At 71.7% G+C, this 22,438-nt stretch carries 18 protein-coding genes; 11 read left to right on the top strand and 7 right to left on the bottom strand.

The window, feature by feature from the left end; all coding sequences use genetic code 11:
• The first annotated feature begins 23 nt into the window (after window positions 1-23).
• Window positions 24-200 carry a hypothetical protein gene (locus ACR68M_RS08700; protein ID WP_441249865.1) on the top strand — a complete coding sequence of 59 codons (177 nt, stop codon included), beginning with the start codon at window positions 24-26 and terminating at the stop codon, window positions 198-200.
• Between the two features lie 180 nt (window positions 201-380).
• Here the strand turns inward: ACR68M_RS08700 and ACR68M_RS08695 are convergent, their stop codons facing one another.
• Complete coding sequence (locus tag ACR68M_RS08695; protein WP_441245129.1) at window positions 381-2,096, bottom strand: IS1634 family transposase; 1,716 nt, start codon at window positions 2,094-2,096, stop codon at window positions 381-383.
• Between the two features lie 272 nt (window positions 2,097-2,368).
• Between ACR68M_RS08695 and malQ the strand changes: the two genes are divergently transcribed.
• A complete protein-coding gene (gene malQ / locus ACR68M_RS08690) occupies window positions 2,369-4,510 on the top strand; it encodes a 4-alpha-glucanotransferase (RefSeq protein ID WP_441249864.1) in 2,142 nt (713 codons plus the stop codon).
• 21 nt (window positions 4,511-4,531) lie between these two features.
• Window positions 4,532-4,768, top strand: a complete 237-nt coding sequence (locus ACR68M_RS08685; RefSeq protein ID WP_441249863.1) for a hypothetical protein — start codon at window positions 4,532-4,534, stop codon at window positions 4,766-4,768.
• Window positions 4,769-4,862: 94 nt separating this feature from the next.
• Here the strand turns inward: ACR68M_RS08685 and ACR68M_RS08680 are convergent, their stop codons facing one another.
• From ACR68M_RS08680 to ACR68M_RS08670, 3 genes are read right to left on the bottom strand one after another with little or no spacing between them, the layout of a single operon-like run.
• Window positions 4,863-5,573, bottom strand: a complete 711-nt coding sequence (locus ACR68M_RS08680) for an FAD:protein FMN transferase (protein WP_441249862.1) — start codon at window positions 5,571-5,573, stop codon at window positions 4,863-4,865.
• Between the two features lie 53 nt (window positions 5,574-5,626).
• Complete coding sequence (locus ACR68M_RS08675) at window positions 5,627-6,118, bottom strand: FMN-binding protein (protein ID WP_441249861.1); 492 nt, start codon at window positions 6,116-6,118, stop codon at window positions 5,627-5,629.
• 10 nt (window positions 6,119-6,128) lie between these two features.
• Complete coding sequence (locus ACR68M_RS08670) at window positions 6,129-7,475, bottom strand: ferredoxin reductase family protein (protein ID WP_441249860.1); 1,347 nt, start codon at window positions 7,473-7,475, stop codon at window positions 6,129-6,131.
• Window positions 7,476-7,696: 221 nt separating this feature from the next.
• On the opposite strand from ACR68M_RS08670, the gene ACR68M_RS08665 reads away from it, so the two are divergent.
• Both ACR68M_RS08665 and ACR68M_RS08660 read left to right on the top strand, forming a co-directional pair.
• The gene (locus ACR68M_RS08665; RefSeq protein ID WP_441249859.1) at window positions 7,697-8,410 is read left to right on the top strand and encodes a response regulator transcription factor; all 714 of its coding nucleotides are present in this window, start codon (window positions 7,697-7,699) and stop codon (window positions 8,408-8,410) included.
• On the top strand, window positions 8,407-9,888 hold the full coding sequence (locus ACR68M_RS08660; RefSeq protein ID WP_441249858.1) for an ATP-binding protein: 1,482 nt from the start codon (window positions 8,407-8,409) through the stop codon (window positions 9,886-9,888). The genes ACR68M_RS08665 and ACR68M_RS08660 overlap by 4 nt, the downstream gene beginning before the upstream one ends.
• Window positions 9,889-9,988: 100 nt before the next feature.
• Here the strand turns inward: ACR68M_RS08660 and pepN are convergent, their stop codons facing one another.
• Window positions 9,989-12,595: an aminopeptidase N gene (gene pepN / locus ACR68M_RS08655; protein WP_441249857.1), complete on the bottom strand. Its 2,607-nt coding sequence runs from the start codon at window positions 12,593-12,595 to the stop codon at window positions 9,989-9,991.
• Between the two features lie 338 nt (window positions 12,596-12,933).
• Here pepN and ACR68M_RS08650 point away from each other — a divergent pair, with 338 nt between their 5' ends.
• From ACR68M_RS08650 to ACR68M_RS08635, 4 genes are all read left to right on the top strand, one after another.
• Window positions 12,934-14,130: an ROK family transcriptional regulator gene (locus ACR68M_RS08650; protein ID WP_441251548.1), complete on the top strand. Its 1,197-nt coding sequence runs from the start codon at window positions 12,934-12,936 to the stop codon at window positions 14,128-14,130.
• A 179-nt stretch (window positions 14,131-14,309) separates the two neighbouring features.
• Window positions 14,310-15,413: a sugar ABC transporter substrate-binding protein gene (locus ACR68M_RS08645; RefSeq protein ID WP_441249856.1), complete on the top strand. Its 1,104-nt coding sequence runs from the start codon at window positions 14,310-14,312 to the stop codon at window positions 15,411-15,413.
• 158 nt (window positions 15,414-15,571) lie between these two features.
• On the top strand, window positions 15,572-16,360 hold the full coding sequence (locus ACR68M_RS08640) for an ATP-binding cassette domain-containing protein (RefSeq protein ID WP_441249855.1): 789 nt from the start codon (window positions 15,572-15,574) through the stop codon (window positions 16,358-16,360).
• On the top strand, window positions 16,357-17,640 hold the full coding sequence (locus tag ACR68M_RS08635) for a sugar ABC transporter permease (protein WP_441249854.1): 1,284 nt from the start codon (window positions 16,357-16,359) through the stop codon (window positions 17,638-17,640). Before ACR68M_RS08640 ends, ACR68M_RS08635 begins: the two co-directional genes overlap by 4 nt.
• Window positions 17,641-17,701: 61 nt before the next feature.
• Here ACR68M_RS08635 and ACR68M_RS08630 read toward each other — a convergent pair whose 3' ends face one another.
• Window positions 17,702-18,238: a hypothetical protein gene (locus ACR68M_RS08630; protein WP_441249853.1), complete on the bottom strand. Its 537-nt coding sequence runs from the start codon at window positions 18,236-18,238 to the stop codon at window positions 17,702-17,704.
• A gap of 74 nt (window positions 18,239-18,312) precedes the next feature.
• Window positions 18,313-18,453 carry a hypothetical protein gene (locus tag ACR68M_RS08625; protein WP_441249852.1) on the bottom strand — a complete coding sequence of 47 codons (141 nt, stop codon included), beginning with the start codon at window positions 18,451-18,453 and terminating at the stop codon, window positions 18,313-18,315.
• A gap of 385 nt (window positions 18,454-18,838) precedes the next feature.
• Between ACR68M_RS08625 and dxs the strand changes: the two genes are divergently transcribed.
• Window positions 18,839-20,734: a 1-deoxy-D-xylulose-5-phosphate synthase gene (gene dxs, locus ACR68M_RS08620; RefSeq protein ID WP_441249851.1), complete on the top strand. Its 1,896-nt coding sequence runs from the start codon at window positions 18,839-18,841 to the stop codon at window positions 20,732-20,734.
• 206 nt (window positions 20,735-20,940) lie between these two features.
• Window positions 20,941-22,434 (top strand): ArnT family glycosyltransferase, encoded by a 1,494-nt coding sequence (locus ACR68M_RS08615; RefSeq protein WP_441251547.1) that lies wholly within the window; start codon window positions 20,941-20,943, stop codon window positions 22,432-22,434.
• Window positions 22,435-22,438 lie beyond the last annotated feature (4 nt).

Here is a 22,438-nt window from a genome sequence, read left to right as displayed (position 1 = left end):
TTGGTCGTTACGCCGGCGTGGGCGTGGCCGAGGAGTTCTTTGACGATGAATTCGACGCCCTGTTCGAGGAGGAGGGTCGCCGCCGAGTGGTGGAGGTCGTGGAGGTGGGTGCGGCGGAGGGTGGCCCTGAGTCCATGCGGATGTTGCAGGCGACGTTTCGCGGGATCTCCTTCTCGCGGACGGCGTGTTCCAGGGTTTGAGCACGGAGGCAACGTAGGCAAGGGTCAGCGGGATACCCGCTCGCGGTAGCACGTCCCGACCGCCTGGCCCGGGTTCGACATAATTCGGCAGCCTGGAGTGGCGAATCCGGGGTCTGACCTGGGCGGACATGCTTGTAACCGCCTGGAGGGCGTTTCTCTAGGCGGTCACGTTTCTGCTGGTCAGCGGGTTGCGGGCTGAAGCGCGACGACCTGCTTGGGGACGGGGATCTGCAGCTTCGCGAGCAGGTCTCGCTGGGGCTTCGTCAGGGCGGTGACCTGCTGGAAGGTTCCGGCAGGGCCGGCGAAGGTGCCCAGGTGGAGGCGGTCGAGCTCGCGTCGGATGTGCGGCCAGGTGTCGCCGGTGGTGGTCTCGGTGATCCGGATCAACAGGAGTGCGAGCCAGCACAGGATGACGTGGGCTCGGATGCGTTCTTCGAGGCGGTGGTAGACGGGCCGCAGGTCGATGATCTGCTTCATGTCGCGCCAGCCGCGCTCGACTTCCAGCAGCTGCTTGTAGCCGAGCGCGATGTCCTCGGCGGTCAGGTGGGGGTCCGAGCAGCGCAGGAGGTACTTCCCGTCGAGGTTCTCCTCGGCCTTGGTCTTCGCCTGGTCGATGCGGAGCTTGCCGGCCGGGGTGGCACGCAGGTAGCGGTTCAGGCCGGGCTTGTCGGCGATCCTCCCGCGCAGTTCACCCCGCTTGAAGTCGCTGAGCTTGTCGGTGCCGGCGATCAAGTCGCCTAGTTGGGCGACGAGTTGTTCACGCATGTGCCGGTCACGCTCGGCCGCTTCGGGGTTGTGGCAGATCACGAACCGGTCGGTGTCGGATATCCGCACTTCCTTGACGCGCATGTTCTCGCCGACGTCCTGGTAGCGGCCCTGCCGGGACAGCGCGGCCTGCACCTCGGGGCTCCCGGAACGGAGCTTCTCGCCGATGATGTAGGCGTGGTCGCCCTTGCGCAGGTAGCGGCGGTTCTCGGCCGAGGAGAAGCCGCGGTCGGCCACCCACACGATCTTGGAGAGGGTCCAGTCCCGCATCTCGTCCTTGACCTGCCGGATCAGTGCCTGGTCGGAGGCGTTGCCCGGCCAGCACCAGCAGCGCACGGGGATGCCGTCCCTGGTGACGGCCATGCCGATCACGATCTGCGGCAGGTCGTCGCGGGAGTCCTTCGACTTGCCGTAGGTGCGGAACCCGACCGGCTTCGCGTCGTCGTCTGCCTGGCCGTCGCCCTCCAGCCTGCGGCCGGTGTTGTCGCGGGCGACCGGTTCGTCAGGCTCCTCGAGCTCGAAGTAGGTGCTGGTGGTGTCGAAGAACAGCAGGTCCACCTCCAGGTTCAGCAGGTTCGCGACCTCGTCGAACACCTGCTTCTCCAGGTCGTCCTTCACCTCGTGCAGCCAGTCCATCGCCCGGTAGCAGGCCTGTTCGCCGGCCTCAGCCAGGCCGTCGATGTGCACGTCGTTCGTGACCCACTCCGCCGCCGCGAGCTTGGAGGACGGGGCCAGCGCGCGGTTGGCGACCAGGGCGAACAGCACCCGCTCGGTCGCGGTCATGTCCCGGCGCCGGCCCCGCTTGGGCTGCCCGACCCGGGCCACAATCTGGTCGATCCTCAGTCGGCGCCACAGGTGGTCGAGCACGTAGGCGCCGCCGAACGGCACCGAGGAGATGAACTCCAGGTCCGACGCGGCAGTCGCGGCCAGGGCGTCCCCCGGTTCCAGCAGCCTCGATAGAGACGCGACCAGGCGCTTGACCGCGTCGCGGTCCAGGTCGTCCTCGCGGCCGAAGGTGAACAGCACCTTCGGCACCGCCCGCCCCTTCGCCGGATCCCACTCGTTGTGGGCGAGGTGCAGGTACCGGACCGTCCCGGACTTGTTCTCTCGCTTCGTCGTCTTCACGTACACGACTCCAGACGATAGGTCGAAGCCACAGGCCAGCGCAGGCGAATCATAAAAATCGCGTCTCTAGGCACTCTTGGGCTTCAGGGCCCACCGCAGCCCGATGACCTGCGTGTTCAACCCGGCAGGACCTCTAGAAACCACGAATTACGTCGAACCCGGGCCTGGCGGGGGCAGTTCGGTCGGCATTCCGTGTCGTTGCGGGGTCGGCGTGGGCTTGGGCGGGTAGGACTGGGGCTGTCCTGTACGGCGTCTCCTCAGAGCACAGGAGCCCAAGAGTGGCCGCTTTTCTTGATCCTGCCGATGCTGGTCCGCACCTGAGTCCTGGCGGGGAGGGGGCGGATGCCCCGCTGCCCTCGCCGGAGTTGGTGGCGTTGGCGCATGCGCATGGGGTGGACAGTACGTACGACCCCGGGAGTGGGCCGGTGTTGGTGGCGCCGCACACGTTGGTGGCGGTGTTGGCGGCGCTCGGGGTGGATGCGGGGAGTCCGGAGGCGGTCGAGGGGGAGTTGGAGCGGCATCGGGCCGAGGTGGCCGGGCGGTTGGTGCCGAGCTGTGTGGTCGTCAGGTCGGGGCGGCGGACGGCGTTGGACGTGCCGGCCGAGGCGCGGTTGAGTGTGGAGCTGGAGGCGGGTGGGGAGTGGACGCTGCCCGCTGGGCGCTCGCACTGGCTGCCAGCTGACCTGCCGCTCGGGCGGCACCGGTTGCGGGTGCGGGCGAAGGGCCGGGAGCAGACGGCGACGTTGATCGTCGCGCCGCAGCGGCTGCCGGAGCTCGGCGCGCGCGGGTGGGGCTTCCTTGCGCAGCTGTACTCCGTGCTGTCGGAACGGTCCTGGGGCATGGGCGACTTGGGGGATCTGAAGGAGATCGCGCAGTGGTCGGGGAACGACCTGGGCGCTGCCTTCCTGCAGATCAACCCGCTGCACGCCGCGCTCCCCGGTGTCCCGTCCGACCCGTCCCCCTACCGGCCGTCCTCGCGCCGGTTCGCGGACCCGGTGCACCTGCGGGTCGAGGACGTCCCCGAGTACGCGTACGCCGGGAGCGGCGAGCAGGCCGAGCTGGCTGAACTGGCCGAGAAGGCGCGGCGGTTGCGGGGCGAGGTGCTGCGGCACGACGGCCTGATCGACCGGGACGCCGTGTGGGAGCTGAAGCGGCGGGCGCTGGAGATCCTGCACGAGGTGCCGCGCGGTGTCGGCCGCGAGGCGGCGTACCGGGCGTTCGTGGAGCGGGAGGGCGAGTGGCTGGAGAAGTACGCGGTCTGGTGTGCGCTCGCCGAGGCGCACGGGAGTGACTGGCGCAGCTGGTCGAAGGGGCTGCGGCGGCCGGACAGCCCGCAGGTCGCGGCAGCGAAGGCGGAGCTCGGGAAGCAGGTGGAGTTCCACCGCTGGCTGGCCTGGCTGGTGGACGAGCAGCTCGGTGCGGCCCAGCACGCCGCCGAGGAAGCCGGGATGCCGATCGGCCTGATCCACGACCTCGCGGTCGGCGCGCACCCCGACGGCGCCGACGCCTGGGTGCTCCAGGACGTGCTGGCCGAGGGCATCTCGGTCGGTGCACCGCCGGACGCCTTCAACGCCCACGGCCAGGACTGGGGCCTGCCACCCTGGCGCCCCGACGCGCTCGCCGCCACCGGCTACGCTCCGTACGCCGAGCTGCTGCGGGCAGCCGCCCGGCACGCCGGGGCGATCCGGATCGACCACGTGATGGGCCTCTTCCGGCTCTGGTGGGTGCCGGCCGGGCACCCGCCGACCCAGGGCGCGTACGTCCGCTACGACGCGGAGGCGATGCTTGGTGTCCTCGCCCTGGAAGCGTACCGGGCGGGCGCCCACGTGATCGGCGAGGACCTCGGGACGGTCGAGCCGGGCGTGCGGGAGGAGTTGGCGGGGCGGGGCATCCTCGGCACCTCGGTGCTGTGGTTCGAACGCGACTGGCAGGCCAAGGGCGCCGTGCTTCCCCCCGAGCGTTGGCGAGCCGCCTGCCTGGCCACCCTCACCACACACGACCTGCCGAGCACCGCAGCCAGGCTCTCCGGCGAACACGTCGAGCTGCGCGACCGGCTCGGCCTGCTGGCCCGTCCGGTGGCGGAGGAGCAGGCCGAGGCACGGGTGGAACTGGCGGAGTGGAAGGAGGAGTTGCGCCGGCTCGGACTGCTCGGGGCGAGCGAGGAGTTGAGCACCGAGGCGCTGTACGCCTTCCTGCTCGCCACCCCCGCCGAGTTGGTCGGCGTCTGGCTGCCCGATCTCGTCGGCGATCCGCGCCCGCAGAACCTGCCGGGCACCTGGGACCAGTACCCGAACTGGCGCCTCCCCGTCGCCGACGGCTCCGGCACCCCGCTCACCCTCGAACGAATCGCCGCCGCCCCCGCCCCGGCGGGCGTGACCGCTGCGCTCGGAAGGCGCACCCCGGCGCGCGAGGCGTCGTAAGCGCCCGGTACCTTGGGAAACGTGGACAAGAGGAACGCTTTGCGCGCTGGTGCGGTCACCGCAGCGGCCACGCTGATGATGCTGATGACGTCGCCCGCCATGGCCCTGACCCGGGACGACGGCGACGACCCGGGCGCCGGTCTGAGCGTTGCCCAGACCCTCGGCCTTTACGTGCTGGCCCCGATCGTCCTGTTCGCGATCATCGCGGGCCTGCTCATGCTGCCCTCACTGGGCAAGGGCAAGGGCGAGAACAAGTAGTAGTAGCAGTAACGACAATCTGACCCAACGCCGTCGGGGCCCGTGCCCCGGCGGCGTTCGGCATTTCAGGGGTCAGGCGGAGGAAGGTGGGGCGTCAGGCGGTCAGGTATCGGCCGATGCCGGTGGTCCCGAGGGTGCGGCCGTCGGGCAGGACGGCGAACGCCTCGACCTCCGGGCGGGCCTCGGCCCAGGCGAGGCCGCGCTCGGGGCCCATGGCGAACACGGCGGTGGCCCAGGCGTCGGTGCGGGCGAGCCGACGGCCGGTCAGCGTGAGTGAGGCGAAGCCGTCGGCCGGGCGGCCGGTGTGCGGGTCGAGGATGTGCGGGCCGCGTTCGGCGGTGCCGGAGGTGGCGACCGCGAAGTCGTGGTCGGTGAGGACGGCGGCCAGGGTGCCGGGCCGCAGCGGGTGGGCGATGCCGATTCGCCAGGGGCCGCCGCAGGTCTGCACGTCACCGCCGCCGCTGACGCTGTGTGCGGTCGAGCCTGCCGCCTGCAGCATCCGCGACGCCTCCTCGACCGCCCACCCCTTCACCCATCCGCTCGGGTCGAGGAGTGTGCCCGCCCGCGCGTTGAACCAGCCGCCCGTCTCGGCGGCGGTCTCGCGGCAGCGCTCCAGCACCTCGCCGACCTCCGGATCGCACTGGGCGAGCGTCAGTTCGCCGCGCCCGAGCCGCTCGATCTGGCTGTCGGGCCGGTAGGTGGAGAACACCTCGTCGATCCGGTGCAGCCGTTCGACCACCTGGCGCAAGGCCGCCCCGACGGCGGGGGAGGGGTCGCGGACGGCGAACGAGAAGACCGTGCCCATGACTTGCTCTGCATGGCGGAAGGTGGCATCAGGTTTCGTCGGCGAGCCGGGCTTCACAGGCCGACCTGGTCGAGGGCGCTCTGCAGGGAGCGGGTGTAGCCGTCACTGGTGTAGGTCGCGCCGGAGACGACGTCGATCTGGGCGCTCTGGGCGTCCATCGCCTCCTGGTTGAGCTGGGGGAGCGCGTACGTGTTGATCTCCTGGTCGCGGTGGCTCTCGGTGGGGTACTGGAGGACGTCGATCCGGGAGATCTTCTTCCCGGCGAGCGTGACCCTGACCTGGACGGCCCCGTACCGGGTGTCGGCGGCCGTCCCCGTGATGGAGCGCGAGGCGGTGGCGGTAGCGGGGGCCGACGCCGAGGCCGAGGCAGACGGGGAGGCACCGGAGGCACCCGAGGTGTCGGAGGCGTCGGACGCGCCGGAAGGGGCGGAGCTGATCACCTTCGTGGCAGCCCCGAGGTGTCCGCCGCTCTCGGGGGTCTTGAGGGAGAGCAGCAGGACCACCCCGGCCAGGGTGGCGCTGGTGGTGACGACGGCTCGGCGCACGGAAGGCTCCTCAGAGGACGAAGGACTCGTGGTGGATGCGGCGGACCCCGGCGGCCCGCAGGGCGCGGACGGCCTCCTCGGTCAGGGCGTCCGGGCCGCAGAGGAAGACCTCGTGCCGGGCCAGGCCGGGGACGAGGCGGGCCAGGGCGGCACCGAGGTCGCCGACCTCGGCGCGGCTGCCGAGGAGCTCGTGCACCCGGGCGCCACGGGTGGCGGCGACGGCCGCGAGCTCGGAGCGGAACAGGACGTCAGAGGCGCTGTGGGCCCGCTGGACGAGCGTCACCTCGCCGGGCAGGGTCTCGAAGAGCGCGCGCAGCGGGGTGATGCCGACGCCCGCGCCCAGCAGCAGGACGGGATGCGAGCGGCGCCGGGTGCGGGCGTCGGCGCCGGTGGGGGCGGCGGGGTCGGGCAGCCGGCGGGCCGTGAAGGCGCCGTACGGGCCTTCGGCGCGGACGCGGGTGCCGGGCCGGAGCCGGGCGACGGCCGCGCTGTGGGCGCCCAGGTCCTTGACGGTGAAGCGGAGGAAGCGCGGGTGCGGGGGAGCGGAGAGCGAGTACGGGTTGGCGGCCCAGCGCAGCCCGGGGGTCTGGAACTGGAGGCGGAAGAACTGGCCTGCCTCGGCGCCGAGCTCGTCCAGCCGCTGCCCGGTGAGGAAGAGCGAGACGACCCCGGGGCCCTCCGGCCGGATCTCGGCGACGCGCAGCCGGTGCCGCCGGTCGCGCAGGTACGGGACGGCCAGCCGGTACCAGCCGAGCAGCACGGCGGTGCCCAGGTAGAGCGCGTACCAGGCAGCGCGGGCGGGGCCTTCGCCGAGCTGGGCGCCGTTGGCGAGCTGGTGGCCGAAGCCGAGCGCGACGGCGAGGTAGGTGGCGAGGTGGAGGTAGTACCAGACCTCGTGGCTGAGGCGCCGTCGGGCGGCTGCGGCGGAGACGGCGCCGGTGCCGAGCATCAGCAGGGTGGCGAGGGCGGCCTTGATCATCTCGGGGTAGTCGAGGACGATCCGGACGCCCTCCCCGAGGACGCCCCGGCCGTCGGTGAGCGAGTAGCCCCAGACGATGGTCAGGACGTGTGCGAGGACGAGCCCGACCAGGTACCGGCCGCCCCGGGCGTGCCAGCGGGCGAGCCGGTCGGCGCCGACCTCGCGCTCCAGCAGCGGCAGCCGGGCCATCAGGAGCAGCAGCACCGGCGCGGTGTACCCGGCGAGCAGGCCGGTGATCTGTCCGGCGCCGGTCAGCCACCCGGCTGCTCCGCGCACACCGGGGGTGTACTGCCACCAGATCGCCAGTACCCCGGCGCCGCCGATGCCGATCGCGGTCAGGGCTGCCCACGGCACGGCCTCACGGGTCCGTACGCTCATGGGGCCTCCCTGGTCGGTGGGGTGTTCGAGATCGCCAACCCTGACACCGAAAGCTCTCAATTGCCTCTGAATGCCATCCCCTGCCAACACCCGAACGGCGACAGATCTGCAGGTCGGAGTAGGTGCGACCCGGTCGGTGGCATGCGGTGGATCTCAGCGCATTCTCATGGCGAGGGCACAGAATGAGTGCCGGACCACCCCCGGACCCGATGGATGCGCCCATGGACACAGCCCCCGACCAGTCGCCGTGGCGGGTGCTGGTGGTCGACGACGAGCCCGATCTGGTCGAGGTGCTCTGCGGCGCCCTGCGCTACGAGGGCTGGGAGGCCCGGGGCGCGGTCGACGGACCGGGCGCCGTCGAGTCGGCGGCGAGCTGGCGGCCGCACGCCGTGGTACTGGACATGATGCTGCCGGGGCTGGACGGCATGGAGGTGCTCCGCCGCATCCAGGCCCGGCAGCCGGAGATCCGGGTGCTCTTCCTGACCGCCCGCGACGCCGTCGAGGACCGGATCGCCGGTCTCGCGGCGGGTGGCGACGACTACGTCACCAAGCCGTTCAGCCTCGCCGAGGTCATGGTCCGCCTCCGGGCCCTGCTCCGGCGCTCGGCCCCGCCCGAGCCCGAGGCCCCCATGAACGGCCTGACCCTCGGCGATCTGACCATGGACGAGCAGGCCCGCGAGGTCACCCGGGGCGGCGAGCCCGTCGAGCTGAGCCCCACCGAGTACGCCCTGCTGCGCTACCTGCTCCAGCACCCCCGGCAGGTGCTGAGCAAGGCCCAGATCCTGGACGCCGTCTGGTCGTACGACTTCGGCGGGCAGGCGCACGTCGTCGAGCTGTACGTCAGCTACCTGCGCAAGAAGATCGACCACGGCCGCCCGCCGATGATCCACACCGTGCGCGGCGCCGGGTACGTCATCAAGGCAGCGGCCGGATGAGAGCCCTGGGACGACCGCTCCGTACGCTCCGCTCCCGGCTGATCGCCGGGGTGCTCGCGCTGCTGGTGCTGACCTGCGGCGGGGTCGGCCTGGCCACCACCGAGGCGCTGCGCCACTTCCTGGTCGCCCGGCTCGACCAGCAGCTCTCCGACACCGGCGGCCGCTACGCCGCCAGCCTGGAGCACGCCGCCGACGGACGGCCGGGAACGGCCCGCAGCGACACCCGCGCCCAGGCCCCGGGCACCTTCGGCGCCCGGCTGATGAAGGGCGTCGTCACCAACGCCGGGGTGGTCGACGGTGACGCCGACGATCCCGAGGTCGCGGCGGGCAGCCGGGCCGCCGACACCGACGACCTGGTGCAGCTGAGCCCGGCCGACGAGCGGGCGCTCGCCGCGCTGCCGGTCGGCGGCCCGGCCCGCACCCTTGGGCTCTCCGGGCTGCCGGGCTACCGCCTGCGGGCGACCGCCGGGCAGGACGGCGACGTGCTGGTCACGGGCCTGCCGCTGAGCCCGGTCGAGGCGACGGTGCATCAGCTGGTCACCGTCGAACTGGTGGTCTTCGCCGTCGCCCTGGCGGTGACCGGCGTCGCCGGGGCCCTGTGGATCGGCCTCGCGCTGCGCCCGCTGGGCCGGGTGGTGACGGCCGCCGAGCGGGTCAGCGGGCTGCCGCTGGCCAGCGGCGAGGTGCAACTCTCCGTACGGGTGCCGGACGACGACCCCCGGACGGAGGTCGGGCGGGTCGGCGCCGCGCTCAACCGGATGCTCGGCCATGTCGGGCAGGCGCTCGCCCAGCGGCACTCGGTGGAGGAGCGGCTGCGGGCGTTCGCGGCCGACGCCGGGCACGAGCTGCGCACCCCGGTCGCGACCATCCGGGGCCATGCCGAGCTGGCGCTGCGTCACCCCGGGCCGCTGCCGGAGGAGACCAGGCACTCGCTGACCCGGATCGACGCCGAGTCCCAGCGGATGGGCGCCATCGTCGACGACCTGCTGCTGCTGGCCCGGCTGGACGCGGGCCGCCCGCTCGCCCGCGACGAGACCGACCTCACCCGGATCGCCCTGGACTGCACGGCCGACGCCCGCGCGGCCGGTCCGGGCCACCGCTGGCGGCTCGACCTGCCGCCCGAGCCCGTCCTGTGCACGGGCGACGCCGACCGGCTGCGCCAGCTGGTCGCCAACCTGCTGGCGAACGCCCGCACCCACACCTCCGAGGGCACCGAGGTCACCCTCCGGCTCGCCACCACCCCGGCGGCCGTCGAACTGACCGTCACCGACACCGGGCCGGGCATCGACCCCGAGCTGGCCGGGCGGGTCTTCGAGCGCTTCGTACGCGGCGACCTCGCCCGCTCCCGTAAAGCAGGGAGTACGGGCCTGGGGCTCGCCATCGTGCACGCCGTCGTGACCGCGCACGGCGGCACCGTCACCGTGAACAGCCGGCCTGGCCGCACGGTCTTCACCGTCCGCCTGCCGCTGCCGGCCTGACAGGCAGACAGAAGCAGACAGAAGGGGCGCGGGGAACGGCGCCGAGGGTGCCCCCTCCGTGCCGTTCCCCGCGCCCCTTCCGGGACTTGCTGCTGACCTGCTACTGACCTGCGGCCCGTGCGCCCGCCGCGCGGTCGGCCGCCTGGGCCTTCAGCGCGCGCTCGACGCCCGAGCGGGACTCGACGACCATCCGGCGCAGTGCCGGGGCGAGGTCGGGGCCCGCGAGCCAGGTGTCGGCGGCGTCCAGAGCGGCCTGGCTGACCTGGTAGACCGGGAACAGGCCGACGATGATCTGCTGCGAGATCTCGTGGCTGCGGGTCTCCCAGATGCCCTTGATCGCCGCGAAGTACTTCTCGGCGTAAGGGGCCGTCAGGTCGCGCTGGTCGGCCTGGGTGAAGCCGCCGATCACCGCCTCCTGGACGTAGTTGGTGAGGTCGTCGCGCTCGACGACGGAGGCCCAGGCCTCGGCCTTGGCCTCGGCGGTCGGCCGGGCGGCCAGGCAGCTCGCGGCGTGCTCCTTGCCCGCAGCGGTCTGGTCGCGCTGGAGCTCGGCCTCGACGGCCTCGGCGTCCGCGCGCCCGGCGGAGACGAGCGAGGAGAGCAGCGTCCAGCGCAGCTCGGTGTCGACGGCCAGGCCCTTGAGCTCGACGCTGCCGTCCAGCAGGCCGGCCAGCAGTGCGAGCTGCTGGTCCGTCCGGGCGGCGCCGGCCAGGGCGCGGGCCCAGGCGAGCTGGTGGTCGCTGCCGGGGGCGGCGGCGCGCAGCTGCTGCTCGGCGGCCTCGGCCCAGCGGTTCAGGCCCTCCTCGCGCCACGCCGGGTCGGCGTAGAGGTCGAGGGCCGTCTTGACCTGGCGCTGCACCGACTGGACGACGCCGATGTCGGTCTCGCGGGCCAGGCCGGAGAGCGCCAGCGCGAGGTAGTCGCGGGTGGCGAGCTCGCTGTCGCGGGTCATGTCCCACGCGGCGGACCAGCACAGCGCGCGCGGCAGCGACTCGGTGAAGCCACCGAGGTGCTCGGTGACGACGGCCAGCGAGCCCTCGTCGAGCCGGGTCTTGGTGTACGAGAGGTCGTCGTCGTTGAGCAGCAGCACGGCGGGCTTGCGGCGGCCGACGAGCGCGGGGACGGCGGTGCGGGCACCGTCGATGTCCAGCTCGATCCGGTCGGTGCGGACGAGGTTGCCGTCCTGCAGCTCGTACGCGCCGATGGCGATCCGGTGCGGGCGCAGCACGGCCTCGCCCTTGGCGCCGACGGGCAGCGCCGGGGCCTCCTGGAGCACGGTGAAGGACGTGATGGTGCCGTCGGCAGCCAGCTCGATCTCGGGGCGCAGCACGTTGATGCCGGCGGTCTCGAGCCAGGCCTTCGACCAGGTCTTGAGGTCGCGGCCGCTGGCCTCCTCGAGGGCGCCGAGCAGGTCGCTGAGGCGGGTGTTGCCCCAGGCGTGGCGCTTGAAGTAGGCCTGCACGCCCTGGAAGAAGGCGTCCTGGCCGACGTAGGCGACCAGCTGCTTGAGCACCGAGGCGCCCTTGGCGTAGGTGATGCCGTCGAAGTTGACCTGGACGTCCTCCAGGTCGTTGATCTCCGCCATGATCGGGTGGGTCGAGGGCAGCTGGTCCTGCCGGTATGCCCAGGTCTTCATCTGGTTGGCGAAGGTCGTCCAGGAGTGCGGCCACTGCGAGCCGGGGGCCTCGGCCTGGCAGACCGCCTCGGCGTAGGTCGCGAACGACTCGTTCAGCCAGAGGTCGTTCCACCACTCCATGGTGACGAGGTCGCCGAACCACATGTGGGCGAGCTCGTGCAGGATCGTCGCGGCCCGCGACTCGTACGCGGCGTCGGTCACCTTGGACCGGAAGACGTACTGGTCGCGCAGCGTGACGGCGCCCGCGTTCTCCATCGCGCCGGCGTTGAACTCCGGCACGAAGAGCTGGTCGTACTTCGGGAAGGGGTACGGGTAGTCGAACTTCTCCTGGAAGTAGTCGAACCCCTGCTTGGTGACGGTGAAGATCGCCTCGGCGTCGAGGAACTCCTTCAGCGACGGGCGGCAGTAGACGGCCAGCGGCACGTGCTGCGAGCCGTTCTCGTACGCGTCGAAGACGCCGACGTACGGGCCCGCGATGAGGGCGGTGATGTAGGTGGAGATGCGGCCGGTCGGCTCGAAGCTCCAGACCTGGACGTCGTTGGATGTTCCAGTGCCGTCGCCGGCCGGGACCGGGGTCGGGGAGTTGGAGACCACGACCCAGCCCGTGGGCGCCGTCACGGTGAAGGTGAAGGCGGCCTTGAGGTCGGGCTGCTCGAAGTTGGCGAAGACGCGGCGGGCGTCCGGCACCTCGAACTGGGTGTAGAGGTAGGTCTCGCCGTCGACCGGGTCGACGAAGCGGTGCAGGCCCTCGCCGGTGTTGGTGTAGGCGCAGTCGGCGACGACGCGCAGCACGTTGTCGGCGCGGAGGCCGGGGAGGGCGATCCGGCTGTCGGCGAAGCTGTCCAGCGGCAGCTGCTCACCGTTCAGTTCGATCTCGGCCACGCCGGGCGCGACGAGGTCGATGAAGGTGGACGTGCCCGGCGTGGTGGCGGTGAAGCGGACCACTGTGGTGGACCGGAAGGTACCGCCTTCGCGGGCAGCGCTCAGGTCGAGCGTGATGTCGTATGCGTCCACGTGCAGGAGCTCGGCCCGGGTGCGGGCCTCCTCACGGGTCAAGTTGGTGCCAGGCACTCGCAGGACTCCTTCGTCAAGGCATGAGATGAACCGCATCCTCCCACGCGGGGCGTCGCCGGAGCCCCGGGATTACGGGCCAATGCCCGTCCCCCCTTACTGGCGGTGCCCCTGGGGGTGCGGCGCGGTTGTGGCGGGGCCGTCCGTGGGCAGAGGTTCTGCAACGATCTGTGTTCACCCTTGACGGAATGACGACCCGTCGGCGGACCATAGGCTTCAGAAGTTGAAGCTGGGCTTGTAGTCATACGCTCGTAGCAGTCGTAGCTCACACACGTGGCCGCAATGGCGCGGCACGGGGCGGGGGACTCCCCGCACCCTGGGAGGGTTGGATCATGTCGATGGACACACCGGGCTCGCAGTCCTCGCTGCACCGGGCGAACCTCGAACGCGTGCTGCGCGCCGTCCGGATGGCCGGCTCGCTCACCCAAGCCGAGATCGCCCGCAGCACCGGTCTCTCGGCGGCGACGGTGTCCAACATCGTCCGGGAGCTGAAGGAGAGCGGCACCGTCGTGGTCGCCGACACCTCCTCGGGCGGCCGCCGGGCCCGCAGCGTGTCGCTCAGCGGCGACGCGGGCATCGTGGTGGGCGTCGACTTCGGCCACACCCACCTCCGGGTAGCCGTCGGAAACCTGGCGCACCGGGTGCTCGCCGAGGACAGCGAGCCGATCGACGTGGACGTCTCCGCCGAGCAGGGTTTCGACCGGGCCGAGGCGCTCGTCGCCCGGCTGCTCCAGGAGGCCGGCTTCCGCCCGGACAAGGTGATCGGCGTCGGCCTCGGCGTGCCGGGCCCGATCGACCAGGAGACCGGCGCGCTCGGCTCGACCGCGATCCTGCCCGGCTGGACGGGCATCACGCCGGGCCTGGAGCTCTCCCAGCGCCTGGGCATGCAGGTGTACGTCGACAACGACGCGAACCTCGGCGCCCTCGGCGAGCTGGTCTGGGGCGCGGGGCGCGGGCTGAGCGATCTCGCGTACATCAAGGTCGCCAGCGGTGTCGGCTCCGGGCTGGTCATCAACGGCCAGATCTACCGGGGGCCGGGCGGCACGGCGGGCGAGATCGGGCACATCACGCTGGACGAGTCGGGGCCGGTCTGCCGCTGCGGCAACAGAGGTTGTCTGGAGACCTTCGTCGGCTCGCGCTACCTGCTCAACCTCTTGAACGCTAACCACCCGGGCGAGTTGACCCTGACGAAGGTCGTCCAGCTGGCCCAGCAGGGCGATCTCGGCTGCCGCCGGGTGATCGCCGACGCCGGGCGGCAGATCGGCACCGGTGTCGCGACCCTGTGCAACCTGCTCAACCCCCGCCGGGTGATCCTCGGCGGAGACCTCGCCGAGGCCGGTGAGCTGGTACTTTCCCCGATCCGGGACTCCGTGGCGCGGTACGCGATCCCGTCGGCGGCCCGTCAGCTGTCGGTCGTCCCGGGGACGCTGGGCGGCCGTGCGGAGGTGCTCGGGGCGCTCGCGCTGGTGATGAGCGAAATGGGCGAATCGGGCGTAATCCGACAGCCCGTGCAGCCCGTCGGGGCGTCCGTCTGACCGTTCGACAGGGCGGGGCCGGGGTCGCTTTGGTCTCGGCTTCGCCTTCAGGAAGATAACGAAAGGGTTCGGATCTACCCGAGTCCGGATTTACTTATTGACGACAAGCGAGCAGGGCGGGTTGACTCCCTTCCACCTCGCCGCGATGTTGCGGCGCCGTCAGGGAGGCACCCCCCACCATGAACGCAATGATGCGTCGCGCTGTGATCGGCACCGCCGCGGTTTCGATGGCCCTGTCCATGGCCGCCTGTGGAAAGGCCGGAGGCGACAAGAACACCGCCTCGTCCGCGCCCTCCGCCGCCGGTGGCAGCAAGTCGATCGGCCTCCTCCTGCCCGAGAACGCCACCACGCGTTACGAGCAGCTCGACAAGCCGCTGATCGAGGCCAAGGTCAAGGCCGCCTGCCCCGACTGCACCGTCGACTACGCGAACGCCGCGGGCAGCGCCGCCACCCAGGCGCAGCAGGTCAGCACCATGATCACCAAGGGCGTCAAGGTCCTGATCCTGGACGCGGTCGACTCCGCTGCCGTCAAGACTTCGATCCAGGCCGCCGTCGACAAGGGCATCAAGGTCATCGCGTACGACCGCCTGGCCCAGGGCCCGGTCTCCGCGTACGTCTCCTACGACAACGAGAAGGTCGGCGAGCTCCAGGGCCAGGCCCTGCTCGACGCCCTCGGCGCCAAGGCCACCCCGGCCGCCAACATCGTGATGATCAATGGTGACGACGCCGACCCGAACGCCGCCATGTTCAAGGCCGGCGCGCACAAGGTCCTCGACGGCAAGGTCAAGATCGCCTACGAGCAGAGCGGGCTCTGGAAGGACACCGTCGCCAACCAGAAGGTGACCGCCGCGATCACCCAGCTCACCGCCGCGAACATCGCCGGTGTCTACTCCGCGAACGACGGCATGGCCGGCGGCATCGCCACCGCCCTCAAGGGCGCGGGCATCTCCGTCCCGCTGACCGGCCAGGACGCCGAGCTGGCCGGCCTGCAGCGGATCCTCGCGGGCACCCAGACCAGCACCGTCTACAAGGCCCCGAAGCCCGAGGCCGAGGCCGCCGCCGCGCTCGCCGTCGACCTGCTCAACGGCAAGGACGTCAGCGCCACCGCCACCGCCAGCTCCACCAGCGGCTCCGGCGACAAGGTGCCCTCCGCCCTGCTGACCCCGGTCTCGGTCACCAAGGCGAACCTCAAGGACACCGTCATCGCCGACCAGCTCTACCCGACGGCGAAGATCTGCACCGCCGACTTGGCGGCCGCCTGCGCCGCCGCCGGCATCAAGTAGCAGTTCCGTCAGGCAACTGCACGTCAGCGGGGAGCCCTCGGTCGAGGGTTCCCCGCGCCCACCTCCGCCCCGGCTGACGGGGCATGAGATCTCACACGTATTCGACTGCGCCCTGGGCGGTGCGGCGGCCACCCTCGGCACGGGGTGGACAAGAGGAGTTGGTTCACGTGACAAGCGCACCCGTACTGGCGCTGCGCGGCGTCTCCAAGCGGTTCGGCGCCGTCCAGGCGCTGACCGACGTCGACCTGGAGGTGCACGCCGGAGAGGTCGTCGCCCTGGTCGGCGACAACGGCGCCGGCAAGTCCACCCTGGTCAAGACGATCGCGGGCGTGCACCCGATCGACGAGGGCGTCATCGAGTGGGAGGGCAAGCCGGTCAGCATCAACCGGCCGCACGACGCCGCCGCCCTCGGCGTCGCCACCGTCTACCAGGACCTCGCGCTCTGCGACAACCTCGACGTCGTCGGCAACCTCTACCTCGGCCGCGAGCTGCGCCGCTTCGGCGTGCTCGACGAGGTCGCGATGGAGCAGAAGGCCCGGGAGCTGCTCTCCACCCTCTCCATCCGCATCCCCAGCGTCCGCATCCCGATCGCCGGCCTCTCCGGCGGTCAGCGCCAGGTGGTCGCGATCGCCCGCGCGCTGATCGGCGAGCCGAAGGTCGTCATCCTGGACGAGCCGACGGCCGCCCTCGGCGTCGAGCAGACCGCCCAGGTGCTCGACCTGGTCGAGCGGCTGCGCGAGCGCGGCCTCGGCGTCATCCTGATCAGCCACAACATGGCCGACGTCCGCGCCGTCGCGGACACCGTCGCCGTGCTGCGGCTCGGCAAGAACAACGGTGCCTTCCCGGTCGCCGAGACCACCCACGAGACGATCATCGCCGCGATCACGGGCGCCACGGACAACGCCGTGACCCGTCGTCAGGCACGCACCGCGGAGGCGGCCAAGTGAGCAACACGACCGAGACCCCCGCCGAGACGCCGGAGACCCCCGCCGCCACCCCCGCGGTCGACCCTCGGCTCCTCGTCCGCGAGGAGGGCTTCAAGGGCTACCTCACCGAGTTCAAGCGCAAGGTGCGCGGCGGCGAGCTCGGCGCGCTGCCGGTCGTCGTCGGCCTGGCGATCATCTGGGCGGTCTTCCAGAGCCAGGACAGCCACTTCCTCACCGCGGGCAACCTGTCGAACATCGGGTACTTCCTGTCCGCGACCGGCATGATCGCCATCGGCCTGGTCTTCGTGCTGCTGCTCGGCGAGATCGACCTCTCGGTCGCCTCGGTCGGCGGCCTCTCGGCCTCCGTCTTCGCCGTCCTGTCGGTCAACCACGGGGTGAACCCGCTGCTGGCCATCCTCCTGGCGATGGCCACCGGCGCGGCCACCGGCGCGGTTCACGGCTGGTTCTTCGCCAAGATAGGTGTGCCCGCGTTCGTCGTCACCCTGGCCGGCAACCTGTTCTGGAACGGTCTGATGCTCTCGCTGCTCGGCAGCACCGGCAGCGTCAACGTCAAGGACGCCGGGTTCCTCCACCTGCTCGGCCAGCGGGCCTACTTCCTCGACTCCGACATCTCGGGTGCCTACCTCCTGGCCGTCCTCGCCGTCGCCGCGATGCTCGGCGGCTCGCTGCTGGAGCAGAACCGCCGCCGCAAGGCGGGCGTGCCGTTCCGTCCCACCAGTGAGATCGCGCTGCGCTCCGGCGCCCTGGCGGTCGTCTCCTTCGGCGCGGCCTACATGCTCAACCAGGCGAACGGCGTGCCGGTGGCCCTGGTGGTCTTCCTCGGCGCGCTGGTCGTCGCCGACTTCGTGCTGCGCCGCACCTCGTACGGCCGGCAGATCTTCGCCGTCGGCGGCAGCATCGAGGCCGCCCGCCGGGCCGGTATCAACGTCGCGTTCATCCGGATCTCGATCTACGCGATCTCCGGTGGGTTCGCCGCGCTCGGCGGCCTGCTCTTCCTCGCCCAGACCTACACCTCGAACCTGGGCGGTATCGGCAGCGCCAACCTCCTGATGATGGCCATCGCCGCAGCCGTCATCGGCGGCACCAGCCTCTTCGGTGGCCGGGGTTCGGTCTGGTCGGCGCTCCTGGGCGGTCTGGTCCTCCAGTCCATCCAGACCGGCCTGGACCTGCTGAACATGAACACCTCGGTCCAGTACATGATCACCGGCGCCGTGCTGCTGGCCGCCGTGGTCATCGACTCGCTCTCCCGCAAGACCCAGAAGGCCGCCGGCCGGGGCTGACGACCCCGTACGACACAGCGGGCCCCGGGATCACGTCGGTGATTCGGGGCCCGTCCGTGGTTCAGGGGGCCGGCGCGACGGGGACCGGTGCGGGGGCGGGCTCGGGGGTGGGCGTCGGCGCGGGAGCCGGTGCGGGCGCGGGAGCCGGTGCGGGAGCTGGTGCAGGGGCAGCCGTCAAGGGGTACTGCTTCGCGTCCGCGTTGGCCGGGGGCGCCGAACCGATGTCGGACAGGGCCGTCACCAGCACCGCATCCACATCGGGAAGCCAGTTCGACGTTTTCGACTGGATGACCACCGACTGGGTGTGCTCGGTGCCGTCACAGGTGATGGCGGTCGGTGGCACCCGGGTGGAGCCGAACGCCACCTCGGACGGGTCCTGTGGGTCCGTCTGCTCGGCCGAGATGTTCAGCGAGCGCGGCCCGTCCGCGACGTCGCACGTGTAGGTGACGTCCACGTGCACCCGGCTCGGGATCTTCGCGTCGATGACGGCGCTGGAGCCGATACTGATCAGGGTCGTCGCCGACGCGGGCGAGGCCGCCAGCAGCGAGCCTGCTCCTACCGTCAGCGCAAGTGCCGCGATCCTGATAGAGCCTTGCATGCCGTCTCCTTCGTCAAGTCCCAGGTGCCCCCGGGACCGACTATCGGGCCGTCCGCACACCCCCGCCAGCGGGCCTACCCGAGGTGGGCGAACCGCTGGGAGTCGTCGAGCTGCTGCATCTGTTCGAGACCGGACGGCACGTTCGGGTCGTCCCGGGTGATGTGCACGTGGTCGGACCGGAGCCGGAACACGTGGTGGAAGTCACTCCCGCCCACCGAGGTCCGACACCCCGTCGGGTGCGGTCGGCACCGAGGGCGGACGGCCTCCACCGGGCTCGCCAGGGCGGTGACCAGCGCGGTTCCGACAGTCGGTGCCGTGGGCGCCGTGCCGGGCGTACGCGTCTGCGCACCCTCTCCCGGGCGCGGCCGGACCGGACGCGACGGGCCGGGTGCGACAGGCAACCGGTGCGGGGAGCGGTAAAATCGGCCGGTGGCCGAGGCGGCGGACCCGCAACGGATCGGCCACCGGGCCGTGTCCGGCAACCGGACACTAGACTCGACCAGTCCCGTCGCTCCGCGACCGTCGGAGCGCAGGGGCGCCAAGGGCAGCGACGCCCGTCGGGCCGCATGCGGCCCGGGACCTTTGAACGAGGAGGAACGGGTGGCCCTGCTGACCCGCATTCGGGGACCGCGCGATCTCGACCGGCTCACCCCGGCCCAGCTGCCCGCACTGGCGGAGGAGATCCGTACCTTCCTGGTGGAAGAGGTCTCCAAGACGGGCGGCCACCTCGGGCCGAACCTCGGGGTGGTCGAGCTGACCATCGCGCTGCACCGGGTGTTCGACTCCCCGCGCGACCGCATCCTCTTCGACACCGGCCACCAGAGCTACGTGCACAAGCTGCTCACCGGCCGCCAGGACTTCTCGCAGCTGCGGATGAAGGGCGGCCTCTCCGGCTACCCGTCCCGCGCCGAGTCCGAGCACGACGTGATCGAGAACTCGCACGCCTCCACCGTGCTCGGTTACGCCGACGGCCTGGCCAAGGCCAACCAGCTCCAGGGCCACCACGACCGCCCGGTCGTCGCGGTGATCGGCGACGGCGCCCTCACCGGCGGCATGGCCTGGGAGGCGCTCAACAACATCGCCGACGCCAAGGACCGCCCGCTCGTCATCGTCGTCAACGACAACGAGCGCTCGTACTCCCCGACCATCGGCGGTCTGGCCAACCACCTCGCCACCCTGCGCACCACCAAGGGCTACGAGCGCTTCCTGACCTGGGGCAAGGACGCGCTGCAGCGCACCCCCGTGGTCGGGCAGCCGCTGTTCGAGACGCTGCACGGCGCCAAGAAGGGCCTGAAGGACTTCATCGCCCCGCAGGGCATGTTCGAGGACCTCGGCCTTAAGTACATCGGCCCGATCGACGGCCACGACCTCACCGCCCTGGAGTCCGCGCTCACCAAGGCGCGCGGCTTCGGCGGCCCGGTGATCGTGCACTGCCTGACCGAGAAGGGCCGCGGCTACCGCGCCGCCGAGCAGAACGACGAGGACCGCTTCCACGCGGTCGGCGTGATCCACCCCGAGACCGGCCTGCCGATCAAGAGCGCGGGCAAGGACTGGACGGGCGTCTTCGGCGAGGAGATGGTCGCCCTCGGCCGCGAGCGCAAGGACATCGTGGCGATCACCGCCGCGATGCTGCACCCCGTCGGTCTCGCGCCGTTCGCGAAGGCGTACCCGGAGCGGATCTTCGACGTCGGCATCGCCGAGCAGCACGCCGCCGTCTCCGCCGCCGGTCTGGCCACCGCCGGGCTGCACCCGGTCGTCGCGGTGTACGCGACCTTCCTGAACCGCGCCTTCGACCAGGTGCTGATGGACGTCGCCCTGCACAAGCTGGGCGTGACCTTCGTGCTGGACCGTGCGGGTGTCACCGGCACCGACGGCGCCTCGCACAACGGCATGTGGGACATGTCGATCATGAACCTCGTCCCCGGCCTGCGGCTCGCCGCCCCGCGTGACGCCGACCAGCTCCGCGCCCAGCTGCGCGAGGCCGTCGAGGTCTCGGACGCGCCGACCGTCGTCCGCTACTCCAAGGGCGCCGTCGGCCCCGCAGTCCCGGCCGTCGGGCGGGTCGGCGGCATGGACGTGCTGCGCGAGTCGGCCGAGGAGCGGCCGGACGTGCTGATCGTCTCGGTCGGCGCATTGGCCCCGCTCTGCCTGGAGACGGCCGACCTGCTCGCCGCCCAGGGCATCAGCAGCACCGTCGTGGACCCGCGCTGGGTCAAGCCCGTCGACGAGGCGCTGCCCGGCCTGGCGGCCCGGCACCGGGTCGTCGTCACGGTCGAGGACAACGGGCGGGCCGGCGGTGTCGGCTCGGCCGTCGCCCAGGCGCTGCGCGACGCGGGGGTCGATCTGCCGCTGCGTGACTTCGGCATCCCGCAGGAGTTCCTGGACCACGCGACGCGGGACCAGATCATGGCCGAGATCGGCCTGACCGCCCCGGACATCGCGGGCCGGGTGGCCGCGCTGGTCGCCAAGCTGGAGGGCGTCTCCGTCGAGGCCTGACGCCGGACCGGGCTGACGCCTGACGGGTCCAGCGCCTGGCGTACCTTTCGGGCGGTTCCGCCCGTTCTGCGGCGGGGAGTGTCCTGACTCGCCCCCGTGACATTGTCAGATCATCGTCCCGAAAGGCGGGACCGGCGCAGTTCCAGCCGGTCCCGCCGGGTAGGTTGTCATCCGTGCCGACCCACTCCGACCCCCCTGCCGCCGCCCTGAGCCGACGCCTCGGCGCGCGGCTGCCCGAGCGTGTCCGGCAGGGGTACTGGACGAAGGTCGTCCCGGTGCTGGCGCTGCTCGCGGTCGTCACCCACATCCCCTCCTTCCTCCGGCCGGTCTGGAGCCCCGACGAAGGCTTCCTGGCGACCCAGGCCCGGATGCTGGCCGACGGCGGCGTTCTCTACGACACCGTCGTCGACCGCAAGCCCCCGCTGCTGCCCTGGCTGTACGAGGCCTGCTTCGCGCTCTTCGGCTCCGTCTCGCTCTGGCCGCTGCGCACCCTCGCGATAGTCGCCCACCTCGTCACCGCGATCCTGCTCGCCTCCCTCGCCCGTGGGCGCTGGGGCAACCGGGCCGGAGCCGCCGCCGGGGCGTTCTACCTGCTGATGTCCATCGGGCTCTCGCCCGAGGACACCCAGGCCGCGACCTTCGAGGTCTTCATGCTCCCGGCGATGGTCGCCGCCTTCCGCTACGCCGAGCGCCGCCGCTGGCTGGCCGCCGGCATCGCCGTCGCGCTCTGCTCGCTCACCAAGCAGACCGGCGGGGCGGTGTTGCTGCCCGTGCTCTGGATGCTCTTCCAGGACGCCCGGCAGCGCGGCGTGCGCTGGCTGCCCGCGCTCTCCAAGATCGGCTTCGGCTTCGCGCTGCCGATAGCGCTGGTCGCCGTCATCCTCACCAAGCCGAAGGGCTTCCTCTTCTGGGTGGTCACCGGCAGCGGCGACTACGCCTCGCTCGGCGGCTCCTGGCTCCAGATGACCGGCCGCGCGCTCGGCAACTCGGCGATCCTGGTCGGCGCCGGGCTCGGCTTCCTCGCCCCGCTCGGCCGCCGGCTCTGGCTCTCGTACCGGCACCGGCCGCTCGTCGCCTCGCGCGGCGAGGAGCACGGCTCGACCACCGACCTGTGGGTCTGGCTGCTCTCCTCGGCGATCGCCGTGAGCACCGGCTTCCACTTCTTCGGCCACTACTACCTCCAGCTGATCCCGCCGCTGGTGCTGCTCGGCGTCGGCGCCGTCTCCACCTCGGCGATCAGCTGGCGGCCGGTCGCCGTCTACAGCATGGTGGCCGCGACGCTCTTCTGGGCCCTCGCCCTGTTCTGGCCCGGCCAGCGCCTCACCCACACCACCGAGGTCGCCACCGCGATCGCGGAGAACACGACCCCCAAGGACACCGTCCTGGTCTGGGGCATGCACCCCGAGCTGTACTGGCTGGCCGACCGCCGCCCGGCCTCCCGCTACCTCACCGCCGGCTTCCTCACCAACTTCAGCGGCGGCAAGGACAGCCAGCAGGTCGGCGAGCAGTACAGCGTCAGCAACGCCTGGCAGACCTTCGACCAGGAGCTCGCCAAGGGCTACCCCGAGATCGTCGTCGACGACTCCGGCCGAGCCCCCTACCAGCCCGAGCTCATCCCCAAGATCGAGAACCTGCTCGCCACCCGCTACGAGGTCGTCGGCGTCAACGCCGACACGGTGATCTACCGCCTCAAGCACTGAGCGG

This window comes from Kitasatospora sp. McL0602, assembly GCF_052076145.1.
GTDB lineage: Bacteria > Actinomycetota > Actinomycetes > Streptomycetales > Streptomycetaceae > Kitasatospora.
This window is presented reverse-complemented; position numbering and strand designations above follow the sequence as displayed.